The organism is Arthrobacter sp. ok362 (assembly GCF_900102785.1).
Classification (GTDB): Bacteria; Actinomycetota; Actinomycetes; order Actinomycetales; family Micrococcaceae; genus Arthrobacter.
Genome location: NZ_FNGC01000015.1, coordinates 100,766 through 118,034 on the forward strand (window position 1 = coordinate 100,766; position 17,269 = coordinate 118,034).

Below are 17,269 nucleotides of genomic sequence, written 5' to 3' on the forward strand. Positions count from 1 at the left end.
ACAGCTCCGCTATTTCCCCGCCGCAGGTGCCGTTTGCTAGGCAAGGCGGTCCCCTGTGTATACACTGTTGATGTTCCACCGTTACGGAGCCACCACTGAAGGAGGCAAGGATGCGCGCCAGCGACAAGGCCTACGCGGCCCTGCGCGACGACATCATCGAATGGCGCCTCCTGCCCGGAACCGTGCTCGCGGAGGTGGAACAGTCGGAGCGCCTCGGCATCTCCCGCACCCCGCTGCGGGAGGCTTTGAGTCGGCTCACGGCCGAAGGCCTGACGACGACGGCGGGCGGCCGCGGCGTCGTCGTGACCGACATTTCCCTGGACGACATCGATGAACTGTTCGAACTGCGCGAGACCCTCGAAGGCAGGGCAGCCGCCCTGGCCGCCGAGCGCGGCGACCCCGCAACCTTCGAACAGCTCCGGCGCGAGCTGCTCCAGGCCCCGGAACTGATCGGCGGGCAGGATCCGGCCCTGCACGACTACTACGGGCTGGTCGGACGGCTGGACGCGGCCATTGACGCCGCAATCTCCAACGCCTACCTCGTCCAGGCCATGCGCAGCCTCCGCGTCCACCTCGTGCGCGTTCGGCGACTGGCAGCCGACGACGCCGCACGGCTCACCGCCGCCGCCGCCGAGCACGCCGCAATCGCCGAGGCGATCGCGGCCGGCAACCCCCGGCTGGCCGAGGCCGCCACCACGCTCCACCTGCACCGCAGCCTTTCGCACGTCAAAGCCACCCATACACCTCAGCAAAAGGAGCACCATGGTTAAGGAACACCACGTCCGCGTTTACAAGAGCGAGGAAAACCTGGGCCGCGAGGACCAGCTCGCCTACAAGATCGCCAAGGTCGCCGCGGATCCCGTGGATGTCACCGATGAGGTTACCGACATGGTGATCAACCGGATCATCGACAACGCCTCGGTGGCGATCGCATCGCTGAACCGTGCCCCGATCGTCGCGGCCCGGGCCCAGGCCCTCACCCACGGCCCCAGCAGCGGCGGCAAGGGCGCCAAAGTTTTCGGCATTGAGGAACGTGTCTCCCCCGAATGGGCCGCCTGGGCCAACGGCGTCGCGGTCCGCGAACTCGATTACCACGACACCTTCCTGGCCGCGGACTACTCACACCCGGGCGACAACATCCCCCCGATCCTGGCCGTCGCCCAGCACGTCGGTTCCAGCGGCCAGGACCTGATCCGCGGCATCGCCACCGGCTACGAGATCCAGGTCAACCTGGTCAAGGCCATCTGCCTGCACAAGCACAAGATTGACCACGTCGCGCACCTCGGCCCCTCCGCCGCCGCCGGCATCGGCACCCTGCTGGGACTCGACGTCGAGACCATCTTCCAGTCCGTGGGCCAGGGGCTGCACACCACCACCGCCACCCGGCAGTCCCGCAAGGGCGAAATCTCCACCTGGAAGGCCCACGCCCCCGCGTTCGCCGGCAAGATGGCCGTCGAATCCGCGGACCGTGCGATGCGCGGCCAGACCTCCCCGGTGCCGATCTATGAAGGCGAAGACGGCGTGATCGCCTGGATGCTGGACGGACCGGACGCCTCCTACACCGTGCCGCTGCCCGAAGCCGGCGAAGCCAAGCGGGCCATCATGGACACGTACACCAAGGAGCACTCGGCCGAATACCAGGCTCAGGCGTGGATCGACCTCGCCCGCAAGCTCAACGGCGAGCACCCCGAGGTCACGGACCCGGCCAACGTCGATTCCGTGCTGATCAAAACCAGCCACCACACCCACTATGTGATCGGCTCCGGCGCCAACGACCCGCAGAAGTACGACCCCACGGCCAGCCGCGAGACGCTGGACCACTCGATCCCGTACATTTTCACCGTCGCCCTGCAGGACGGCACCTGGCACCATGTGGACTCCTACGCACCGGAACGCGCCGCCCGCCCCGACACCGTGGAACTCTGGCACAAGGTCACCACGGTCGAGGACCCGGAATGGACCCGGCGCTACCACTCCCTGGACATCGCCGAGAAGGCCTTCGGCGGCACCGTGGAAATCACGCTCAAGGACGGCACCGTCATCACCGATGACATTGCGGTCGCCGACGCCCACCCGCTGGGCGCCCGTCCGTTCGCGCGGGAGCAGTACGTCAACAAGTTCCGCACCCTCGCCGCCGGCCTCGTGGACGACGAGGAGATCGAGCGCTTCCTCGCCGCTGCCGCGCGGCTCCCGGAGCTCGCCGCCGGCGAGCTGGACCAGCTGAACATCCGGGCGGCCGACGGCGTGATCGACCTCGCCGCCGCCCCGAAGGGACTCTTCTAATGTTGTACTCAAAGGTCACGCCGGAGCAGAAGCGGATCCGGTTCCGCGAACTCCTCGCGTCCGGCACCATCGCCCAGTTCCCCGGCGCGTTCAACCCGCTCTCGGCGCGGCTGATCGAGGAGAAGGGCTTCGCCGGGGTCTACATTTCCGGTGCCGTCCTCGCCAACGATCTTGGCCTGCCGGACATCGGCCTGACCACCCTCACCGAGGTCGCCACCCGCGCCGGGCAGATCGCCCGGATGACGGACCTGCCGGCAATCGTCGACGCCGACACCGGCTTCGGCGAGCCCATGAACGTGGCCCGTTCGGTCCAGGAGCTCGAGAACGCCGGCCTGGCCGGCTGCCACATCGAGGACCAGTTCAACCCGAAGCGCTGCGGCCACCTGGACGGCAAGAACGTGGTGGACCTCGACACCGCCACCAAGCGGATCCGGGCCGCGGCCGACGCCCGGCGTGACCCGAACTTCCTGATCATGGCCCGGACCGACATCCGCGCCACCGACGGGCTGCAGGCCACGCAGGATCGGGCCCGGGCCCTGGTCGAGGCCGGTGCGGACGCGATTTTCCCGGAGGCGATGAAGGACCTGAGCGAGTTCCAGGCCATCCGCGACGCCGTCGACGTCCCGATCCTGGCCAACATGACCGAATTCGGCCAGAGCGCCCTGTTCACCGTGGAGGAACTGGCCGGCGTCGGGGTCAACATGGTCATCTATCCGGTGACGCTGCTCCGTAGTGCCATGGGTGCTGCGGAGCGTACTCTGGAATCGATTAAGGCCGACGGAACCCAAGAGGCACAGGTTGGGAGCATGCTGACCCGTGCGCGTTTGTACGATCTTGTTGACTATGAGGCTTACAACCGTTTTGACACCGGGGTGTTCAATTTCCAGATCCCCGGTAAGTAAGCCCACACGGAACCACCGGCTCGTGCCGGTACAGGAGTCAGAGACAAAGGAGTTTCAGCATGGCTGAACAGGACATCAAAAAGGGCCTCGTCGGCGTCGTGGTGGACTACACCGCGGTCTCGAAGGTCAACCCGGACACCAATTCGCTGCTGTACCGCGGCTATCCCGTCCAGGAGCTGGCCGCCAGGTGCAGCTTCGAGGAAGTCGCCTACCTTTTGTGGAACGGCGAGCTGCCCACCACGGACCAGCTGGCGGAGTTCACCGCCAGGGAACGTGCCGGGCGTGCCCTGGATCCGGTGATCAAGCAGGTGATCGACGCCTTGCCCATCACGTCGCACCCGATGGATGTCTGCCGGACGGCAACCTCGGTCATGGGCGCACGGCACCCGCTCGCCGAGGATTCCTCGCGCGAAGCCAACCTGGCCAAGGCCATCGATCTGTTCGCCGCGATGCCGGCCGTCGTGGCCTACGACCAGCGCCGCCGACGCGGGCAGGACCTCGTGGAGCCCCGCGAAGACCTGGGCTACGACGCCAACTTCCTCTGGATGACCTTCGGGGAGGAGTCCGTCCCCGAGGTAGTCGACGCGTTCAACGTCTCCATGATCCTGTACGCCGAGCACTCGTTCAACGCCTCCACCTTCACGGCCCGGGTCATCACGTCCACGCTCTCGGACCTGCACTCGGCCGTGACCGGCGCCATCGGCGCCCTCAAAGGGTCCCTGCACGGCGGTGCCAACGAGGCCGTCATGCACACCTTTGACGAGATCGGGATCCGGCCGGAGGAGTCCCTGGAGGACGCTCACGTCCGGGCGAAGGCCTGGATGGAAGACGCCCTGGCCCACAAGAAGAAGGTCATGGGCTTCGGCCACCGCGTCTACAAGCACGGCGATTCCCGGGTGCCCACCATGAAGGCGGCGCTGGACAAGATGATCGCCCATTATGGCCGGCCGGAGCTGCTGGGCCTCTACAACGGGCTCGAGACGGCAATGGACGAGGCGAAGGGGATTAAGCCGAACCTGGACTATCCGACCGGGCCCACCTACCACCTCATGGGCTTCGACACCGATACCTTCACTCCCCTGTTCGTCGCCAGCCGCATCACCGGCTGGACGGCGCACATCATGGAGCAGCTGGACTCGAACTCCCTGATCCGTCCGCTGAGCGAGTACAACGGCGTCGAGGAACGGCACCTGGCCTAGTAGGGCCTCCTGCGAAACGCACGACGACGGGCAGCAAGCGCGGGCCGGCCACCTTTGAAAGGTGGCCGGCCCGCGCTTTCTGTTCTCTGGGCGTAGCCTGCTAGCCCGCGTTGATCTTCAGCGAGGTAATCATGCGCTTCGCATTCAGGTACTCCGGGGTCTGCATGTAGGCCCGCGCTGCGTCCAACGAGGGGAACGTCTTGGCTCCCTTGCGCATGGGGTCGTCCTCTTTGCTCCCAACGTTGACCTGGAAAGCGTCGGCGAAGGAGAACAGCGGCCACTCGGGCGGGCCGGTGACTACGTTGTAGAACATGCAGGTGGTGCCGTTCTGCCCGGCCGGAGTATCGGTTAGTCCGAAGGACGCTGTGACACGGTCCGATTCCTGGAGTGCCCGGAAGGCAAACCTCGGCGTGACAGAGCCCTTCGCGGGCTGGTGCGGAAGATCCACTTCGACCGAATCAAGCACTGTGTAGGGAACGTCGCCCTGGCACGCGCCGCCGAGTCCACCGGACGGGCCGACGTGCAGGGACGCCACCACCACGGCGGCCTCGTTCGCAACGTCAACAGCGATCCCCTCGTAACCAGGAGCACCGGCTGCTGCCTCGGAGACACGCCAGGCGGCCGGGTAGTCGAAACTGACCTTCGAATCGGCGCTGGTGAAGGTCCGCCAGGCCCCGGCAGAAGGTGCCGGGGTTGCCGGATCGGACGTTGCGGACGACGACGGCGACACGGACGGCGACACGGACGCCGACGTCGCAACGATCGGCGACGGCGTCGCCGTGAGGGCGTCGGACGCTGTCGGTGCAATCACTGCGGCCGTCGAGGCTACCGCGGGGGTCCTGTCAACGGAGCCCATGTTTCCGGCCACGGCAACGCCACCGGCGACGGCCGCCACGGCGAGGGCAACGACGGCGGCCGCCCACGGCCAGCGCCGGCGTGCCCCGGTGTCCTTGGACGGCTCGTCGTCCCAAGGATCCCCGCCCGGAAGGTCGCTATTGTTTGAGTCCATGCCTTGCCCCCAAAATGGCCCGTATGCCGCTCGCAGGTGTGCGATGGAAGTGCGTGGATCGCCGCGGCGCGATGTTCGAACCCTAGGCTACCGGCCAGGCCGCGGCATTCCCGGCAACACGATTTCGAGTCGCGGAAATCTGCGGCGCGGAAGCCCTGCTCACCTCCGCGTGGAGGGATACCGGACCGACGCAACGGTCTCGTTGTCCTCGTTGAGGACCACGACGACGTCGATCGTTCCGCCTGCCAGCGCCGGGGGCAGCCAGTGCGCCGCATCCTGCCACATCCGCTCCAGCGGCAACGACGCGGAGTCGAACCACTCGGGCGTGATTTCCGGGCTCTCGGTGGGTTCGCCGTCCCACCGCCGGGTGGTGAAGAGCCGGCACGACATGTTCCACTCGGGCCGGGCGGGAAAGATGAACTCGACGACGCCGGCGTGGGCCAGGTCCTCTTGGAGCACCGCGATGCCGGCTTCTTCCCAGACCTCGCGGACCACGGCCTCGGCGTCGCTCTCCCCCGGCTCCACGTGGCCGCCGATGCCCACGATCTTGCCGATGCCGAAACCGGTTCTTTTCAGGCCCAGCAGGACCTCGGTTCCGGTCTCCGCGTCACGGAGCGGGAAGCAGAGAGTGACTGGCGTGAGCTTCATGTGCTCAACCCTATAGCGGCCGCAGGCTACCGATGCTATCCGGCTGCCGGGCCATCGCCTACAAGCTGTGGCCGCAGGTCGACTGGAATCCCCTTGTCCGCGAATTCCTTGTCCATGGCCTGCTGCGGCGTGAGTCGCTGGCCATTTTGCGAGACATCATTGTTCAGCGCGTGGAACTTCCAACTGAATACGCTGGACCATTCCTGCCGGAAGTCGCAGAGGAAACGCCCGTTCTGCAGTTTGCCAATCTGATACCACGCATTGCCACCGTCGAGCTGGAGCGCCCTTACACGGGCCAGCAAGCAGGAACCGGCACGCGGTGTCGGAACCGGCGGACTTTGTCCTAGCCCAGGGCGCGCGGGTGCGCGCACCTGCCAGCGTCGGGGGCAGCCAGTACGCCGCCTCCTGCCACATCCGCTCCAGCGGCAACGACGCGGAGTCGAACCACTCGGGCGTGCCGGTCACCTTCAGGTGCCCGGCACGCCGTCGTTCGGCCTGCCGGAGTTGCGCTAGCCCGCGTTGATTTTCAGCGAGGTGATCATGCGCTTCGCGTTCACGTAGTCGGGGGTCTGCATATAAGCCCTCGCCGCTTCCATGGAAGGGAACGTCTTGATACCCCCGCGGCTTGCGTTCTGTCCGGTATCCCCGGCGTTGACTTGGAAGGCGTCGGCAAAGGAGTACAGGGGCGCCTCGGCCGGTCCGCTGACCACGTTGTAGAACATGCAGGACTTCCCGTCCTGCCCGGCGGCACTGCTCGTGATGCCGTAGGAGGCGGTGACGCGGCCCGGTTCCTGCAACGCCCGGAAGGTGAATCGGGGCGTGACGGTGTCTGCCGCTGAGGTGTTGTACGGTAACGCGAGCACCACCGAATCGAGAACCGTGTAGGGAACGGGTGATCGAAGGCATGCCCCGCCAATTCCGCCGCCCGGCCCGTCGTAGTGCAGGGATGCCACCCTCAAGCCGGCGGCATCCGATACATCGACGTCGACGTCCGGTGACCCGGAAGCGCCCGTCAACGCCGCAACGCTCCACTGGGCCGGGTAGTCGAAGGTGACTTTTCCGCCGGCGCTCGTGAAAGTCCGCCAATCTTCTGCGGCCGCCACGGGCGTTGTCGGAGTCTGGGCCGCTGTTGCTGTCGGCGTCGGGGTCGGGGTCGGGGTCGGGGTCGGGGTCGCCGACGGCGACACGCTCGCCGAGGCCGTCGCCGTCGCCGTCGCCGTCGGAGCCACAACACCCGCCGGTGCGGGGGCGGTGGTCAGTGAACCCACGTTGGTGGCCACGAGGACTCCGGCGGTGACGGCCGCTGCTGCGAGGGTCAGCACGCCGGCCAGCCTGGCGCGCCGCAGCTTCCAGTCAGCGAGGGAGTCGACGTTGCGCGGCAAGCTATCGCTAAACTCCGCGGGCTCGGCGAACATCCGCCGCAGGGCTGCCTCGCCGTCGGGCACGGACGGATCGCTGTGGACCGGATCCGTCGCGGAAATCATGTTCTTGATCGGATCCATCTCAGGCACCCATCTTCTGTGTCATCGTTTCAGCATTGACCGGCATTTGCTTCCGAAAGGCGGCCCGGGCCCGGTGCAGCCGGACCTTGGCGGCGGACTCGCTGCACCGCAGCACCCCCGAGATTTCCGCGATACTCAATTCATCCCAGTAGGCGAGTTGGAGAATATCCCGGTCCTTCTCCCGCAATCTCGCCAGGGCGTCCTGGACCGCCACGTTGTCCGGGCCATCGCCCAACCGCACCTCCGCAACGGAACGCAGCTTGTCCTGCAGCGCCTCCTGCCGATCGCGGCTCCGGTACGCGTTCCCGACCAGGTTGCGGGCCACCGTCAGCAGCCACGCGGTGTCCGTCCGCGGCGCGTCGCCCCACTTCTGCCACACCACCCGGAAAACATCCGCCGCGAGTTCCTCCGCCACCTCGGCCGATTCCACCCGCCGCCGCACAAACTTGTAGACCCGTGGATAGCTGTCCTTATGAATGGCGATAAACGCCAGTTCGCGCTCAGAAAGCACGCATCCCCCAAATATAAGTAGTGTCCAAACTGCTGGATAACTGTTTAGTTTCCGGCCGACGCCCCGGGGTTACACGTCCCGCAAAGAATGCCCCGCGGAGGCCACGGTCTCGTTGTCGTCGTTCAGAGTCATGACGGCCTCCACAGTGCCCTCCCCCAGGGCCAGCGGCAGCCAGTGTCCGGCATCTTGCCACATGCGCTCCAGCGGCAGGGAAGTGATCTGGAACCATTCCGGGATGATTTCCTGGCTTTCGACCGGGTCGCCGGTCCAGCGCCGCGCGGTGAACAGGCTTGTGGACATGTTCCATTCCGGCCGGGCCGGAAAGACGAATTCAATCCGTCCGGCAACGCGGAGATCGTGCTCCCCGACGACGATTCCGGCTTCCTCGAAGACTTCGCGGCAGGCTGCCTCCGCGTCGGACTCCCCCGGCTCCACGTGGCCGCCGAGCGCCAACGATCTTTCCGACGCCGAACCCGGTTTTCTTCGTGCCGAGCAGGACCTGTGTCTCGGCGGCTCCGTCGCGGAGCAGGAAGCACAGAGTCACAGCTGTCGAGTTCATGGATCCACCCTAGCGCCCGGCTCCCCGGGGCCCGGCGGTGCACCGCCGCAGGTCGTCCGAGTGGGCGCTTAGCCCAGGGCGCGCGGGTGCGCGGCGGCGTAGATCTCCCGCAGCGTATCGGCCGTCACCTGGGTGTAGACCTGCGTGGTGGTTACCGAGGCGTGTCCCAGCAGTTCCTGGACCACTCGGACATCGGCACCGCCCTCAAGCAGGTGGGTGGCGAAGGAGTGCCGCAGGGTGTGCGGTGAAACGTCTTTGGTGATGTTGGCCCTGTCCGCCGCCGTTTTCAAAATGGTCCAGGCGCTTTGCCGGCTGATCCTGCCGCCGCGGGCGTTGAGGAACAAGGCAGGGGTGCCCTTGCCCTTGGCGGCCAGCAGGGGCCGGCCGCGGACGAGGTAGGCGTCGAGGGCGCGTGCCCCGTAGGATCCGAGCGGGACGAGGCGTTCCTTGGAGCCCTTGCCGAACAGCCTCACGATCGCCGGCCCGTCGCCTTCGCCGGCTTGTTCGGGCGTCTGCAGGGAGATGTCGTCGACGTCCAGGCCCACGGCTTCGCTGATGCGGGCACCGGTGGAATAGAGGAACTCGAGCAGCGCGCGGTCGCGCAAACCGGTGGCCGTATCCGTACCGGCCGCCTCGAGGATCCGGGTGACCTCGTCGACGCTGATGGCCTTGGGCAGCCGTTTGCCGGGCATGGGCGGGTGAACGTCGCTGGCGGGGTCGGTGGGCGTGACGCCTTCGAGTGCCCAGAACTTGTGGAGTCCGCGCACGGCCACTACGGTCCGGGCCGCCGAGCGGATTCCCAGGGCGGAGCCGCCGTCGGACCCGTCGGAGAGCGCCTGGACGAAGCCGGTGACGTCGTGCCGGGTGATCTCGGCGGGGCGTTCCCGGCCTGTGTGCGCGAGGTGCCTGGCGTAGCGGGCCAGGTCCCGCCGGTAGGCGGAGAGAGTGTTGGCCGCGAGCCCCCGTTCCACCCCCATGTGCTGCAAGTAGTCAGTTATTGCGCGGTCTATCGCTGTGAGTGGCCGGGTGGGCGGGCGTTCGGGAACGGCTGCCTCCGCCGGCGCGGGGGCCGGCGGTTGCGCAGGGGCCGGGGGCTCGGCAATCAGCGCATCGGTCATCGGCGCTGGCTGGGATGGGCGGGCCAGGGCGCGTCGGCCGGGCGGAGGCTTTCGAAGTTGTCGGCGCGGGCGGCGGCAGCGGCCAGCACTCCGACGACGGCTGACGGGTTGTGCAGGCGGCCGTCAAGCACCGCCCGCACGGCCTCGTCCAGCGGGGTCCAGTGCAGTTCGATTTCGGCTTCTTCGTCGGTGCGCACGTGCCGCTCGTGTCCCGGCACCTCGCTCAGGCCGCGAGCCAGGTAGATGCGGATGGCTTCGCTGGAGGATCCCGGGGAGTTGAAGAAGTCCGCCAGCACGTTCCAGCGGTCCGCTAGGAGGTCCGCTTCCTCCGCCAGTTCGCGGGCGGCGCCGATGACGAAGTCCTCCCCTTCGACGTCCAGCAGCCCTGCGGGGATCTCCCAGAGGTCCATGCCGACGGGGTGCCGGTACTGCCGGAGCAGCAGCACGTCGCCGGCGTCGTTCATGGGGAGAATGGCCACGGCGCCGGGATGGTCGATGTAGTCCCGGACCAGGGTGTCGCCGTCGTCGTTGAGCTGGAAACTGTCGCTGACGACGTCCCAGATCCGGCCTTCGTAAACCTTCCGGGAAGACAAAAGACGGCGCGGGCTCGGCTCATCCGAAACCTGCCGTGCAGCATTGGGGGTCTCAGACATACCGGGCATCGCGCCGTCCTTTGATTCAGTTGGAAATTACTTGGACACTGCTGCCGACGAGGGCTTGGGTGCAGCAGCCGGGGCATCGGCCTTTGCGCTGGCGCTGGTACTTGCAGTGGGCCCGGCGTCGGCGGCCCGCTGGTGCCCAAGGGCAGCCTCGATCAGTCCCGCGAACAGCGGGTGCGGGCGCGTGGGCCGCGAGCTGAGCTCGGGGTGCGCCTGCGTGGCCACGTAGTACGGGTGGACTTCGCGGGGAAGTTCCACGAACTCGACCAGCTTGCCATCGGGCGACGTTCCAGAGAACGACAGGCCCTTGGCGGCAATCTGATCGCGGTACTTGTTGTTGACCTCGTAGCGGTGGCGGTGCCGTTCGCTGACCTTCGTGGCGCCGTAGGTCTCCGCGACGACGGAGCCTGCGTCCAGCTTGGCTTCGTACAGGCCCAGGCGCATGGTGCCGCCGAGGTCGCCCTTGCCCTCAACAAATTCGAGCTGCTCCTCCATCGTGGCGATGACGGGGTACTTGGAGTCCGGCTCGAATTCGGACGAGGACGCGCCTTCCAGACCGACCACGTTGCGGGCGTACTCGATCACCATGCACTGCAGGCCCAGGCACAGGCCCAGGACCGGGAGCTTGGTTTCGCGGGCGTACTTCAGGGCGCCGAGTTTGCCTTCGAGGCCGCGGATGCCGAAGCCGCCCGGAACGCAGATGGCGTCGACGCCGGCCAGGGACTGCACGGCGCCCTCGCGGGTTTCGCATTCGTCCGAGGGGACCCAGCGGATCTTGACCTTGGTGTCGTTGGCGAAGCCACCGGCACGCAGGGCCTCCGTGACGGACAGGTACGCGTCCGGCAGGTCGATGTACTTACCCACGAGCGCGATCTCAACTTCGTGCTTCGGGTTGTGGACGGCGTCAAGCAGCTTGTCCCAGCTGGTCCAGTCCACATCCTTGAACGGCAGGTCCAGGGCGCGGACGATGTACGAATCCAGGCCCTGGGAGTGCAGGGTCTTCGGGATGTCGTAGATGCTCGGTGCGTCCGGGCAGCCGATCACGGCGTCGATGTCGACGTCGCACATGCGGCCGATCTTGTCGCGCATCGGCTGCGGGACGTCGCGGTCCGAACGGATCACGATTGCCTCCGGCTGGATGCCGATGGAGCGCAACGCGGCAACGGAGTGCTGCGTCGGCTTGGTCTTCAGCTCCTGCGACGGGCCGATGTACGGCACCAGGGATACGTGGAGGAAGAAGACATTTCCGCGGCCGATGTCCTGGCGGACTTGGCGGGCGGATTCCAGGAACGGCTGGGACTCGATGTCGCCCACCGTGCCGCCGATTTCGGTGATGATGACATCCGGGGCGTTCTTGCCTTCGGAAGGAAGCCGCATGCGCCGCTTGATCTCATCGGTGATGTGCGGAATGACCTGGACGGTGTCGCCAAGGTATTCGCCCCGGCGTTCCTTGGCGATGACGGTCGAGTAGACCTGGCCGGTTGTGACGTTGGCCGATCCTTCGAGGTTTTCATCGAGGAAGCGCTCATAGTGGCCGATGTCCAGGTCCGTTTCGGCGCCGTCGTCAGTGACGAAGACTTCGCCGTGCTGGAAGGGGTTCATCGTGCCCGGATCCACGTTCAGATAAGGATCGAGCTTTTGCATTGTTACAGACAGACCGCGTGCCCGCAGGAGGTGGCCGAGGCTCGAAGCCGTCAGTCCCTTACCGAGCGAGGACGCTACACCACCGGTGACGAAGATGTGTTTGGTCGTCTTGGACGAGCCCGGAAACCGGGAATTTACACGAGAGTTTGATCGCTGCACCACGGGGTTTGAGCTTATCATCAATTCGGCCTTCCACGGGCTCCTTGGCGGGATCCCGATGTAATTGTTGTCCTGGCAGCGGTCCCTGCGGGAATCCTTGCGGAGGTCCCTGCCGGCCCGCTCAGGTTTGCGGCAGGAGTTTGGCGTCTTCCAGCAGCTCCTGGGCATGGGCCTGGGCTGATTCCGAGTCCTCCTGGCCGGCCAGCATGCGGGCCAGCTCGCGGACGCGTTCGGCCTCGTCCAGCAGCTGCACGTCGCTCGAGGTGAATCCCGTGGCGGTGGCCCCGTCAGCGCCCCGTACGGAGGTCTTGGTGACCCTGATGTGCTGGTTCGCGAAGGCGGCCACCTGCGGCAGGTGGGTCACCACGAGGACCTGGACGTGCTGGGCCAGCATCGCCAGCCGGCGCCCGATCTCGACGGCGGCACGGCCGCCCACGCCGGCGTCCACCTCGTCGAAGACGAACGTCGGGACGGGATCGACGGCGGCCAGCACCACCTCGATGGCGAGCATGACTCGGGAGAGTTCGCCGCCCGAGGCGCCCTTGCCCAGCGGCCGGGCCGGCGCGCCGGAGTGCGGCTGCAACAGGAACGAGATCTCATCGGCCCCAAACGGTCCCAGCTGGCCTGCTGACTCCACGTTGATGACCAGGGTGGCATCGGCCATGGCCAGCGCGGTCAGCTCTGCACTGACCCGTGCGGAGAGGTCCTTGGCGGCCTTCGTGCGAGCCTTGCTGATCGTGGCGGCCATCTTCCGCAGCTCGGCTTCGGCCCGGGCCACCTCGGCGTCCAGCGATTCGATCCGGGTGGAGTCGTCCTGCAGTTCCTCGTGCCGGGCCCGGGCGGCCTCGGCCCAGACCAGGACTTCGTCGATGCTCGGCGCGTACTTGCGGACGAGCTTGGCCAGCGCGGCCCGGCGGTCCTCGATCTCGGCGAGCCGTTCCGGGCCCTCCGTGTCAAGGGCGGCCTGGTAGCTGGCGAGCTCCGCGGCGATGTCGTTGAGCAGGAAGCCGACCTCGGCCAGGCGCGCCGCGGCTGACCCGAGCTCCTCATCGTGTTCGGCAACGTGCTCCAAGGTGCGCTTGGCCGCGTCCACCAGAGTGGTGGCGTCGGCTTCTTCGCCGAAGTCCTCGGCGATGAGCGCCTGGTGGGCGGTGCTGGCCGCGATCCGCAGTTCCTCAACGTTGGCCAGTTTCACGGCCTCTGCCTTCAGGGCATCGTCCTCCCCCGGCTGCGGGTCCACGGAGTCGATCTCGGCCAGGGCAACCTGCAGGGACTCGGCCTCGCGGAGGCGTTCACGGGCGGCACTGCGCAAGGAGTCCAGCTCCCCCTGGCTGGCATGCCAGTGGGCATAGAGGTCCTGGTAGGCGGCAAGCCTGCCCGCAAGGCTCTCGCCTGCGAATTTGTCCAGGGCGCCGCGTTGGGCCACCGGGCTCTTGAGCCGAATCTGGTCCGACTGCCCGTGCACCACCACGAGGGTTTCGCCAATTTCGGCCAGCACCCCGACCGGCGCGGCGCGTCCGCCCAGGTACGCACGGCTGCGGCCGTCGGCACCCACGCTGCGGGCAAGCAGCAGTTCCACACCGCCGTCGAACTCCTCAACCTCCGCGCCGGCCTCGCGGGACCGCGCGACGGCGGCGTGCCCGGCGTCGAGCTTCAGCACGGCCTCCGCCGAGGCGCTCTTCGCACCGCTGCGGACGGCGCCGGCGTCGGACCTGGCACCGAGGAGCAGGCCGACGGCGGTGACCACCATGGTCTTGCCGGCACCGGTTTCACCGGTCACCACGCTGAGGCCCGGGCCCAGCGGCAGGATGGCGTCGGTGATGACGCCGAGGTCGCGGATACGCAGTTCTTCAAGCATGGTTCACTTCTCGGTTGAGGGATCTGGCGAGGGATCGGGTGCGTCACCGGGGTCCGTGTGGCGCGGCGAGGGCAGCGGCGGCATGGGACGGGGCGTGCGGATTATCGGGATGGGTCCGGTGTGGATCGCCCCGGCCTGCGGCATGGGCCCGCGCCAGCCCTGGATTGGAAGCTGGAATTTGCGCACCAACCTGCCGGAGAAAGGGGTCCGGTGCGTCCTGGCCAGCCGCACGGGCGTCGCGGAGCGGGTCACTTCGATGCGCGCGCCGGGCGGCAGATCCACCGAGCGGCGGCCGTCGCACCAGAGGACGCCCGGGGCGTCGGTCCGGTTCAGGATCTCCACCGCGAGCCTGGACCGGGGCGAGACCACGAGCGGCTTCGCGAAGAGGGCATGGGCACTGATCGGCACGATCAGGAGAGCCTCGACCTCGGGCCACACCACAGGACCGCCGGCGGAAAACGCGTAGGCCGTGGAGCCTGTGGGCGTGGCCAGGACCACACCATCGCAACCAAATGAAGTCAGGGGGCGTTCGTCGACTTCCGTGACCACCTCCAGCATCCGTTCCCGGTTGCCTTTCTCGATCGCGGCCTCGTTAAGGGCCCACGTGTGCCAGATCTTCTGCCCGCGGACCCAGACCTGGACGTCGATCGTCATGCGCTCCTCCACCGTGTAGTCACGGCTGGCGATCCACTCGACGGTCTGGGCGAGGTCGGCCCGCTCACTCTCGGCCAGGAACCCCACGTGGCCGAGGTTCACTCCGAGCAGCGGCACGTCGACTTCGCGGACGAGCTCGGCAGCGCGGAGGATGGTGCCGTCCCCGCCCAGCACCATGACGAGTTCTACCTCGGGCAGCTTCACGTGGTCGTGAAGGACCTCGACGGGGTGGTCGAGCCGGCCGAAGAAGCGGACCATGTCCCCGAGCTCGTTCTCCTGCAGCACGGGGACCAGCCCGGATTCATGCAGCAGGGCGCAGGCTTCCCAGGCAGCCTTGAGGGACTCCTCGCGCCCTGTGTGGGCCAGGATGAGGACACGCCTGCTCATCGGGTTCCGCCTTCTGGTGGTACTAGTGGTTCGGCCAGATTGTTCCGAGCAACGCAGCAACGGCTGCGTCCCGCTCCTCGATCTTAGGCGGGACTTCCGACATCGCGCGTTTAATCCACAGGAAGTATTCGACATTGCCGTCCTGGCCCGGCAGCGGGCTTTGGGCGAGGCCGAACAAGACCAGGCCCGAGTCCACGGCGGCGGCAGCCACCTTGCCCACTGCGAGCCGGCGTTCCCGTTCCGAGGTGACCACGCCGGTCCGGCCCAGCCGGTCCTTGCCGATCTCGAATTGTGGTTTGACCATGAGGACGAGGTCGCCGCCGGGCTCGGTGCAGGCCGCCAGTGGCGCCACCACAAGTGTCAGCGAGATGAAGGACAGGTCCGCCACCGTCAACGCGGCCGGTCCGCCGATTTCCCCGGGCGTCATGTACCGGACATTCAGGCCTTCGTGCACGGCAACGCGGGAGTCATTCCGGATTTCCGGCACCAGTTGGCCATGCCCAACGTCCACGGCCACCACGTGGGCGGCGCCGCGCCGAAGCAGCACATCCGTGAACCCGCCGGTTGAGGCGCCGGCGTCGAGGCACCGTTTGCCCGCGACGTCGACGGCGGGAAAGGCATCAAGCGCGCCGGCCAGCTTGTGCCCGGCGCGGCTGACGTAGCCGTCCTCGGCGGAGGCCGTGACGTCCAGCGTGGCGTCATCCGGGATTTGCAGTGACGCCTTGGCGAGGATCTCGCCGCCGGAGCTCACCTTGCCCTCGGAAATCAGCCGGGCGGCATGCGTCCGGGACCTGGCGAGCCCCCGGCTGACGAGTGCCTGGTCCAGCCGACTCACGATCCCCCGTCCCCCGCAGCACGGATACGGCGCGCCACGCCGGCGGGGTCGGCCACGTCTTCGTTCAGGGCCTCCAGCAGGGCATCATGCATGCCGGCATAGACTTCGCCGTGCTCGGACACGGGCGTTTGCCGCACGGCCGCGAGGCGGTCCAGCACAGCGCTGACGGCCGGGTCCTGAACTCGTGCCTGCTGTTCTTGTACCGCGCGCCCGGACTGTTCCGCCGGGAGCTGGTGCGAGGGCAGGTCAGGCCAGGCGACGTCGGCCGCGAGGTCCGGCGCCGCCGCCTCAGCCGGCTGCTGGTTTGGGGCCTGGTTTAGCGCAGGGATTGGCTCGGTCATGTCTTCAGCCTAGTGATCGAGCCACTCAAGGGCCGGAGCCAGCGCGCTGTTGGTCTCGGGGTTCGCGGCCCACCAGGCCGAGCAGGCGGCACGCCATGAATCGAGGTCGGCGGGATCGCCGCTGATGTGGACGGACTGCCCCCGCACGATCGCGGAGGCCGTGCCGCTGCGGAACCGCCCGGCGTCGTGCTCCACGGCAGGGTACGGCGCGTACAGGCCGGTCAGGTCACTAATGAGGAAATCGGGGCGCTCCATGGACTTTGCGGCCAGGATCGATTCCCTGGTGTCCACGCCGGTCAGCACGGCCACCGTGGCGAAGCCGGCGTTGTTGCCGCCCAGGATGTCGGTGTCCAGGCGGTCACCGACGACGAGCGGCCGGTCCGCGGCCAGCCGCTTGGCGGCGGTGTGGAACAGCGGCGCCTCGGGTTTGCCCGCCACGATCGGGCTCTTGCCGGTCGCGGCCGCCACGGCCGCCACGAGCGTCCCGTTACCGGGGGCAATTCCGCGCGCCTGGGGAATGGACCAGTCCGTGTTGGTCGCCACCCAGAGGGCGCCGCCGGCGACGACGTATGACGCCTCGGCGAGGTCCTTCCACCCGAGGTCCGGGCTAAAGCCCTGTACGACGGCGACGGGGGCATCCTCCGCGCCGCGGACGGGAACCAGGCCGACCAGCTCAATTTCCTGAGCCAGCGCGGCACTGCCCGTGATCAGCACGTGTGCCCCCGCCGGCAGCAGCGACGCCAGCAGCGCTGCCGCCGCCTGCGAGGAACTCACCACTTGGTGGTCTTCGGCGGGTGCCCCGAGATCGCGCAGGTGTTGCGCTACCTGCGCCGGAGAACGGGATGCGTTGTTGGTGACGTAGCCCAGCCCGACGCCGACACCAGCTAGCCGGCGCAGCGACTCGACGGCCCCCGGGATGGCATGGGCGCCGGCATAGACGACGCCGTCGAGGTCGGAGAGCAAGGCATCAAAGGTGGAGATCAGGGCGGTACCCGTCATGC

The 17,269-nt window shown here is 67.6% G+C and carries 17 protein-coding genes and 1 pseudogene; 4 read left to right on the forward strand and 14 right to left on the reverse strand.

Annotated features, from left to right (window positions below):
- The first annotated feature begins 110 nt into the window (after positions 1–110).
- Genes BLQ10_RS18170 through BLQ10_RS18185 form a run of 4 tightly spaced genes read left to right on the forward strand, consistent with a single transcriptional unit; the run spans position 111 to position 4,384 of the window.
- Positions 111–770, forward strand: a complete 660-nt coding sequence (locus tag BLQ10_RS18170; RefSeq protein ID WP_091564429.1) for a GntR family transcriptional regulator — start codon at positions 111–113, stop codon at positions 768–770.
- Positions 763–2,283: an MmgE/PrpD family protein gene (locus tag BLQ10_RS18175; RefSeq protein WP_091564430.1), complete on the forward strand. Its 1,521-nt coding sequence runs from the start codon at positions 763–765 to the stop codon at positions 2,281–2,283. Before BLQ10_RS18170 ends, BLQ10_RS18175 begins: the two co-directional genes overlap by 8 nt.
- The gene (gene prpB / locus BLQ10_RS18180) at positions 2,283–3,185 is read left to right on the forward strand and encodes a methylisocitrate lyase (RefSeq protein ID WP_091564431.1); all 903 of its coding nucleotides are present in this window, start codon (positions 2,283–2,285) and stop codon (positions 3,183–3,185) included. Before BLQ10_RS18175 ends, prpB begins: the two co-directional genes overlap by 1 nt.
- Positions 3,186–3,244: 59 nt before the next feature.
- Positions 3,245–4,384 carry a bifunctional 2-methylcitrate synthase/citrate synthase gene (locus BLQ10_RS18185; RefSeq protein WP_091564432.1) on the forward strand — a complete coding sequence of 380 codons (1,140 nt, stop codon included), beginning with the start codon at positions 3,245–3,247 and terminating at the stop codon, positions 4,382–4,384.
- Between the two features lie 100 nt (positions 4,385–4,484).
- Here the strand turns inward: BLQ10_RS18185 and BLQ10_RS18190 are convergent, their stop codons facing one another.
- From BLQ10_RS18190 to BLQ10_RS18260, 14 genes and pseudogenes are all read right to left on the reverse strand, one after another.
- Positions 4,485–5,393, reverse strand: a complete 909-nt coding sequence (locus BLQ10_RS18190; RefSeq protein WP_091564433.1) for a hypothetical protein — start codon at positions 5,391–5,393, stop codon at positions 4,485–4,487.
- Between the two features lie 159 nt (positions 5,394–5,552).
- The gene (locus BLQ10_RS18195; protein WP_091564434.1) at positions 5,553–6,041 is read right to left on the reverse strand and encodes an 8-oxo-dGTP diphosphatase; all 489 of its coding nucleotides are present in this window, start codon (positions 6,039–6,041) and stop codon (positions 5,553–5,555) included.
- A gap of 35 nt (positions 6,042–6,076) precedes the next feature.
- Positions 6,077–6,343: a hypothetical protein gene (locus BLQ10_RS22470; protein ID WP_175558682.1), complete on the reverse strand. Its 267-nt coding sequence runs from the start codon at positions 6,341–6,343 to the stop codon at positions 6,077–6,079.
- A gap of 207 nt (positions 6,344–6,550) precedes the next feature.
- On the reverse strand, positions 6,551–7,543 hold the full coding sequence (locus tag BLQ10_RS22475; RefSeq protein WP_254785657.1) for a hypothetical protein: 993 nt from the start codon (positions 7,541–7,543) through the stop codon (positions 6,551–6,553).
- Position 7,544: 1 nt separating this feature from the next.
- Positions 7,545–8,054 carry an RNA polymerase sigma factor gene (locus BLQ10_RS18215; protein ID WP_091564438.1) on the reverse strand — a complete coding sequence of 170 codons (510 nt, stop codon included), beginning with the start codon at positions 8,052–8,054 and terminating at the stop codon, positions 7,545–7,547.
- A gap of 69 nt (positions 8,055–8,123) precedes the next feature.
- Positions 8,124–8,613: pseudogene (locus BLQ10_RS18220) on the reverse strand (8-oxo-dGTP diphosphatase).
- Positions 8,614–8,681: 68 nt separating this feature from the next.
- Positions 8,682–9,731 (reverse strand): site-specific tyrosine recombinase XerD, encoded by a 1,050-nt coding sequence (xerD, locus tag BLQ10_RS18225; protein ID WP_302847338.1) that lies wholly within the window; start codon positions 9,729–9,731, stop codon positions 8,682–8,684.
- Positions 9,728–10,393, reverse strand: a complete 666-nt coding sequence (locus BLQ10_RS18230; RefSeq protein ID WP_091564439.1) for an NUDIX domain-containing protein — start codon at positions 10,391–10,393, stop codon at positions 9,728–9,730. The genes xerD and BLQ10_RS18230 overlap by 4 nt, the downstream gene beginning before the upstream one ends.
- A 27-nt stretch (positions 10,394–10,420) precedes the next feature.
- On the reverse strand, positions 10,421–12,214 hold the full coding sequence (locus BLQ10_RS18235; RefSeq protein WP_091564440.1) for a CTP synthase: 1,794 nt from the start codon (positions 12,212–12,214) through the stop codon (positions 10,421–10,423).
- Positions 12,215–12,314: 100 nt separating this feature from the next.
- Positions 12,315–14,051, reverse strand: a complete 1,737-nt coding sequence (gene recN, locus BLQ10_RS18240; protein WP_091564441.1) for a DNA repair protein RecN — start codon at positions 14,049–14,051, stop codon at positions 12,315–12,317.
- A 3-nt stretch (positions 14,052–14,054) separates the two neighbouring features.
- Complete coding sequence (locus BLQ10_RS18245) at positions 14,055–15,092, reverse strand: NAD kinase (RefSeq protein WP_091564442.1); 1,038 nt, start codon at positions 15,090–15,092, stop codon at positions 14,055–14,057.
- A gap of 22 nt (positions 15,093–15,114) precedes the next feature.
- Positions 15,115–15,927 (reverse strand): TlyA family RNA methyltransferase, encoded by an 813-nt coding sequence (locus BLQ10_RS18250; RefSeq protein WP_175558684.1) that lies wholly within the window; start codon positions 15,925–15,927, stop codon positions 15,115–15,117.
- The gene (locus BLQ10_RS18255; protein WP_091564444.1) at positions 15,924–16,268 is read right to left on the reverse strand and encodes a hypothetical protein; all 345 of its coding nucleotides are present in this window, start codon (positions 16,266–16,268) and stop codon (positions 15,924–15,926) included. Before BLQ10_RS18255 ends, BLQ10_RS18250 begins: the two co-directional genes overlap by 4 nt.
- Positions 16,269–16,277: 9 nt before the next feature.
- Positions 16,278–17,267 (reverse strand): HAD-IIA family hydrolase, encoded by a 990-nt coding sequence (locus BLQ10_RS18260; RefSeq protein WP_091564445.1) that lies wholly within the window; start codon positions 17,265–17,267, stop codon positions 16,278–16,280.
- Between the last annotated feature and the right edge of the window lie 2 nt (positions 17,268–17,269).

What these genes read in the sequence shown, in the direction of transcription:
- BLQ10_RS18245 (WP_091564442.1), bottom strand. Translation starts at nt 15,092, where the DNA reads ATGAGCAGGCGTGTCCTCATCCTGGCCCACACAGGGCGCGAGGAGTCC.
- BLQ10_RS22475 (WP_254785657.1), bottom strand. Translation starts at nt 7,543, where the DNA reads ATGGATCCGATCAAGAACATGATTTCCGCGACGGATCCGGTCCACAGC.
- BLQ10_RS18170 (WP_091564429.1), top strand. Translation starts at nt 111, where the DNA reads ATGCGCGCCAGCGACAAGGCCTACGCGGCCCTGCGCGACGACATCATC.
- recN (WP_091564441.1), bottom strand. Translation starts at nt 14,051, where the DNA reads ATGCTTGAAGAACTGCGTATCCGCGACCTCGGCGTCATCACCGACGCC.
- BLQ10_RS18185 (WP_091564432.1), top strand. Translation starts at nt 3,245, where the DNA reads ATGGCTGAACAGGACATCAAAAAGGGCCTCGTCGGCGTCGTGGTGGAC.
- BLQ10_RS18190 (WP_091564433.1), bottom strand. Translation starts at nt 5,393, where the DNA reads ATGGACTCAAACAATAGCGACCTTCCGGGCGGGGATCCTTGGGACGAC.
- BLQ10_RS18230 (WP_091564439.1), bottom strand. Translation starts at nt 10,393, where the DNA reads ATGCCCGGTATGTCTGAGACCCCCAATGCTGCACGGCAGGTTTCGGAT.
- BLQ10_RS18260 (WP_091564445.1), bottom strand. Translation starts at nt 17,267, where the DNA reads ATGACGGGTACCGCCCTGATCTCCACCTTTGATGCCTTGCTCTCCGAC.
- BLQ10_RS18195 (WP_091564434.1), bottom strand. Translation starts at nt 6,041, where the DNA reads ATGAAGCTCACGCCAGTCACTCTCTGCTTCCCGCTCCGTGACGCGGAG.
- BLQ10_RS18175 (WP_091564430.1), top strand. Translation starts at nt 763, where the DNA reads ATGGTTAAGGAACACCACGTCCGCGTTTACAAGAGCGAGGAAAACCTG.
- BLQ10_RS18235 (WP_091564440.1), bottom strand. Translation starts at nt 12,214, where the DNA reads ATGATAAGCTCAAACCCCGTGGTGCAGCGATCAAACTCTCGTGTAAAT.
- xerD (WP_302847338.1), bottom strand. Translation starts at nt 9,731, where the DNA reads ATGACCGATGCGCTGATTGCCGAGCCCCCGGCCCCTGCGCAACCGCCG.
- prpB (WP_091564431.1), top strand. Translation starts at nt 2,283, where the DNA reads ATGTTGTACTCAAAGGTCACGCCGGAGCAGAAGCGGATCCGGTTCCGC.
- BLQ10_RS18255 (WP_091564444.1), bottom strand. Translation starts at nt 16,268, where the DNA reads ATGACCGAGCCAATCCCTGCGCTAAACCAGGCCCCAAACCAGCAGCCG.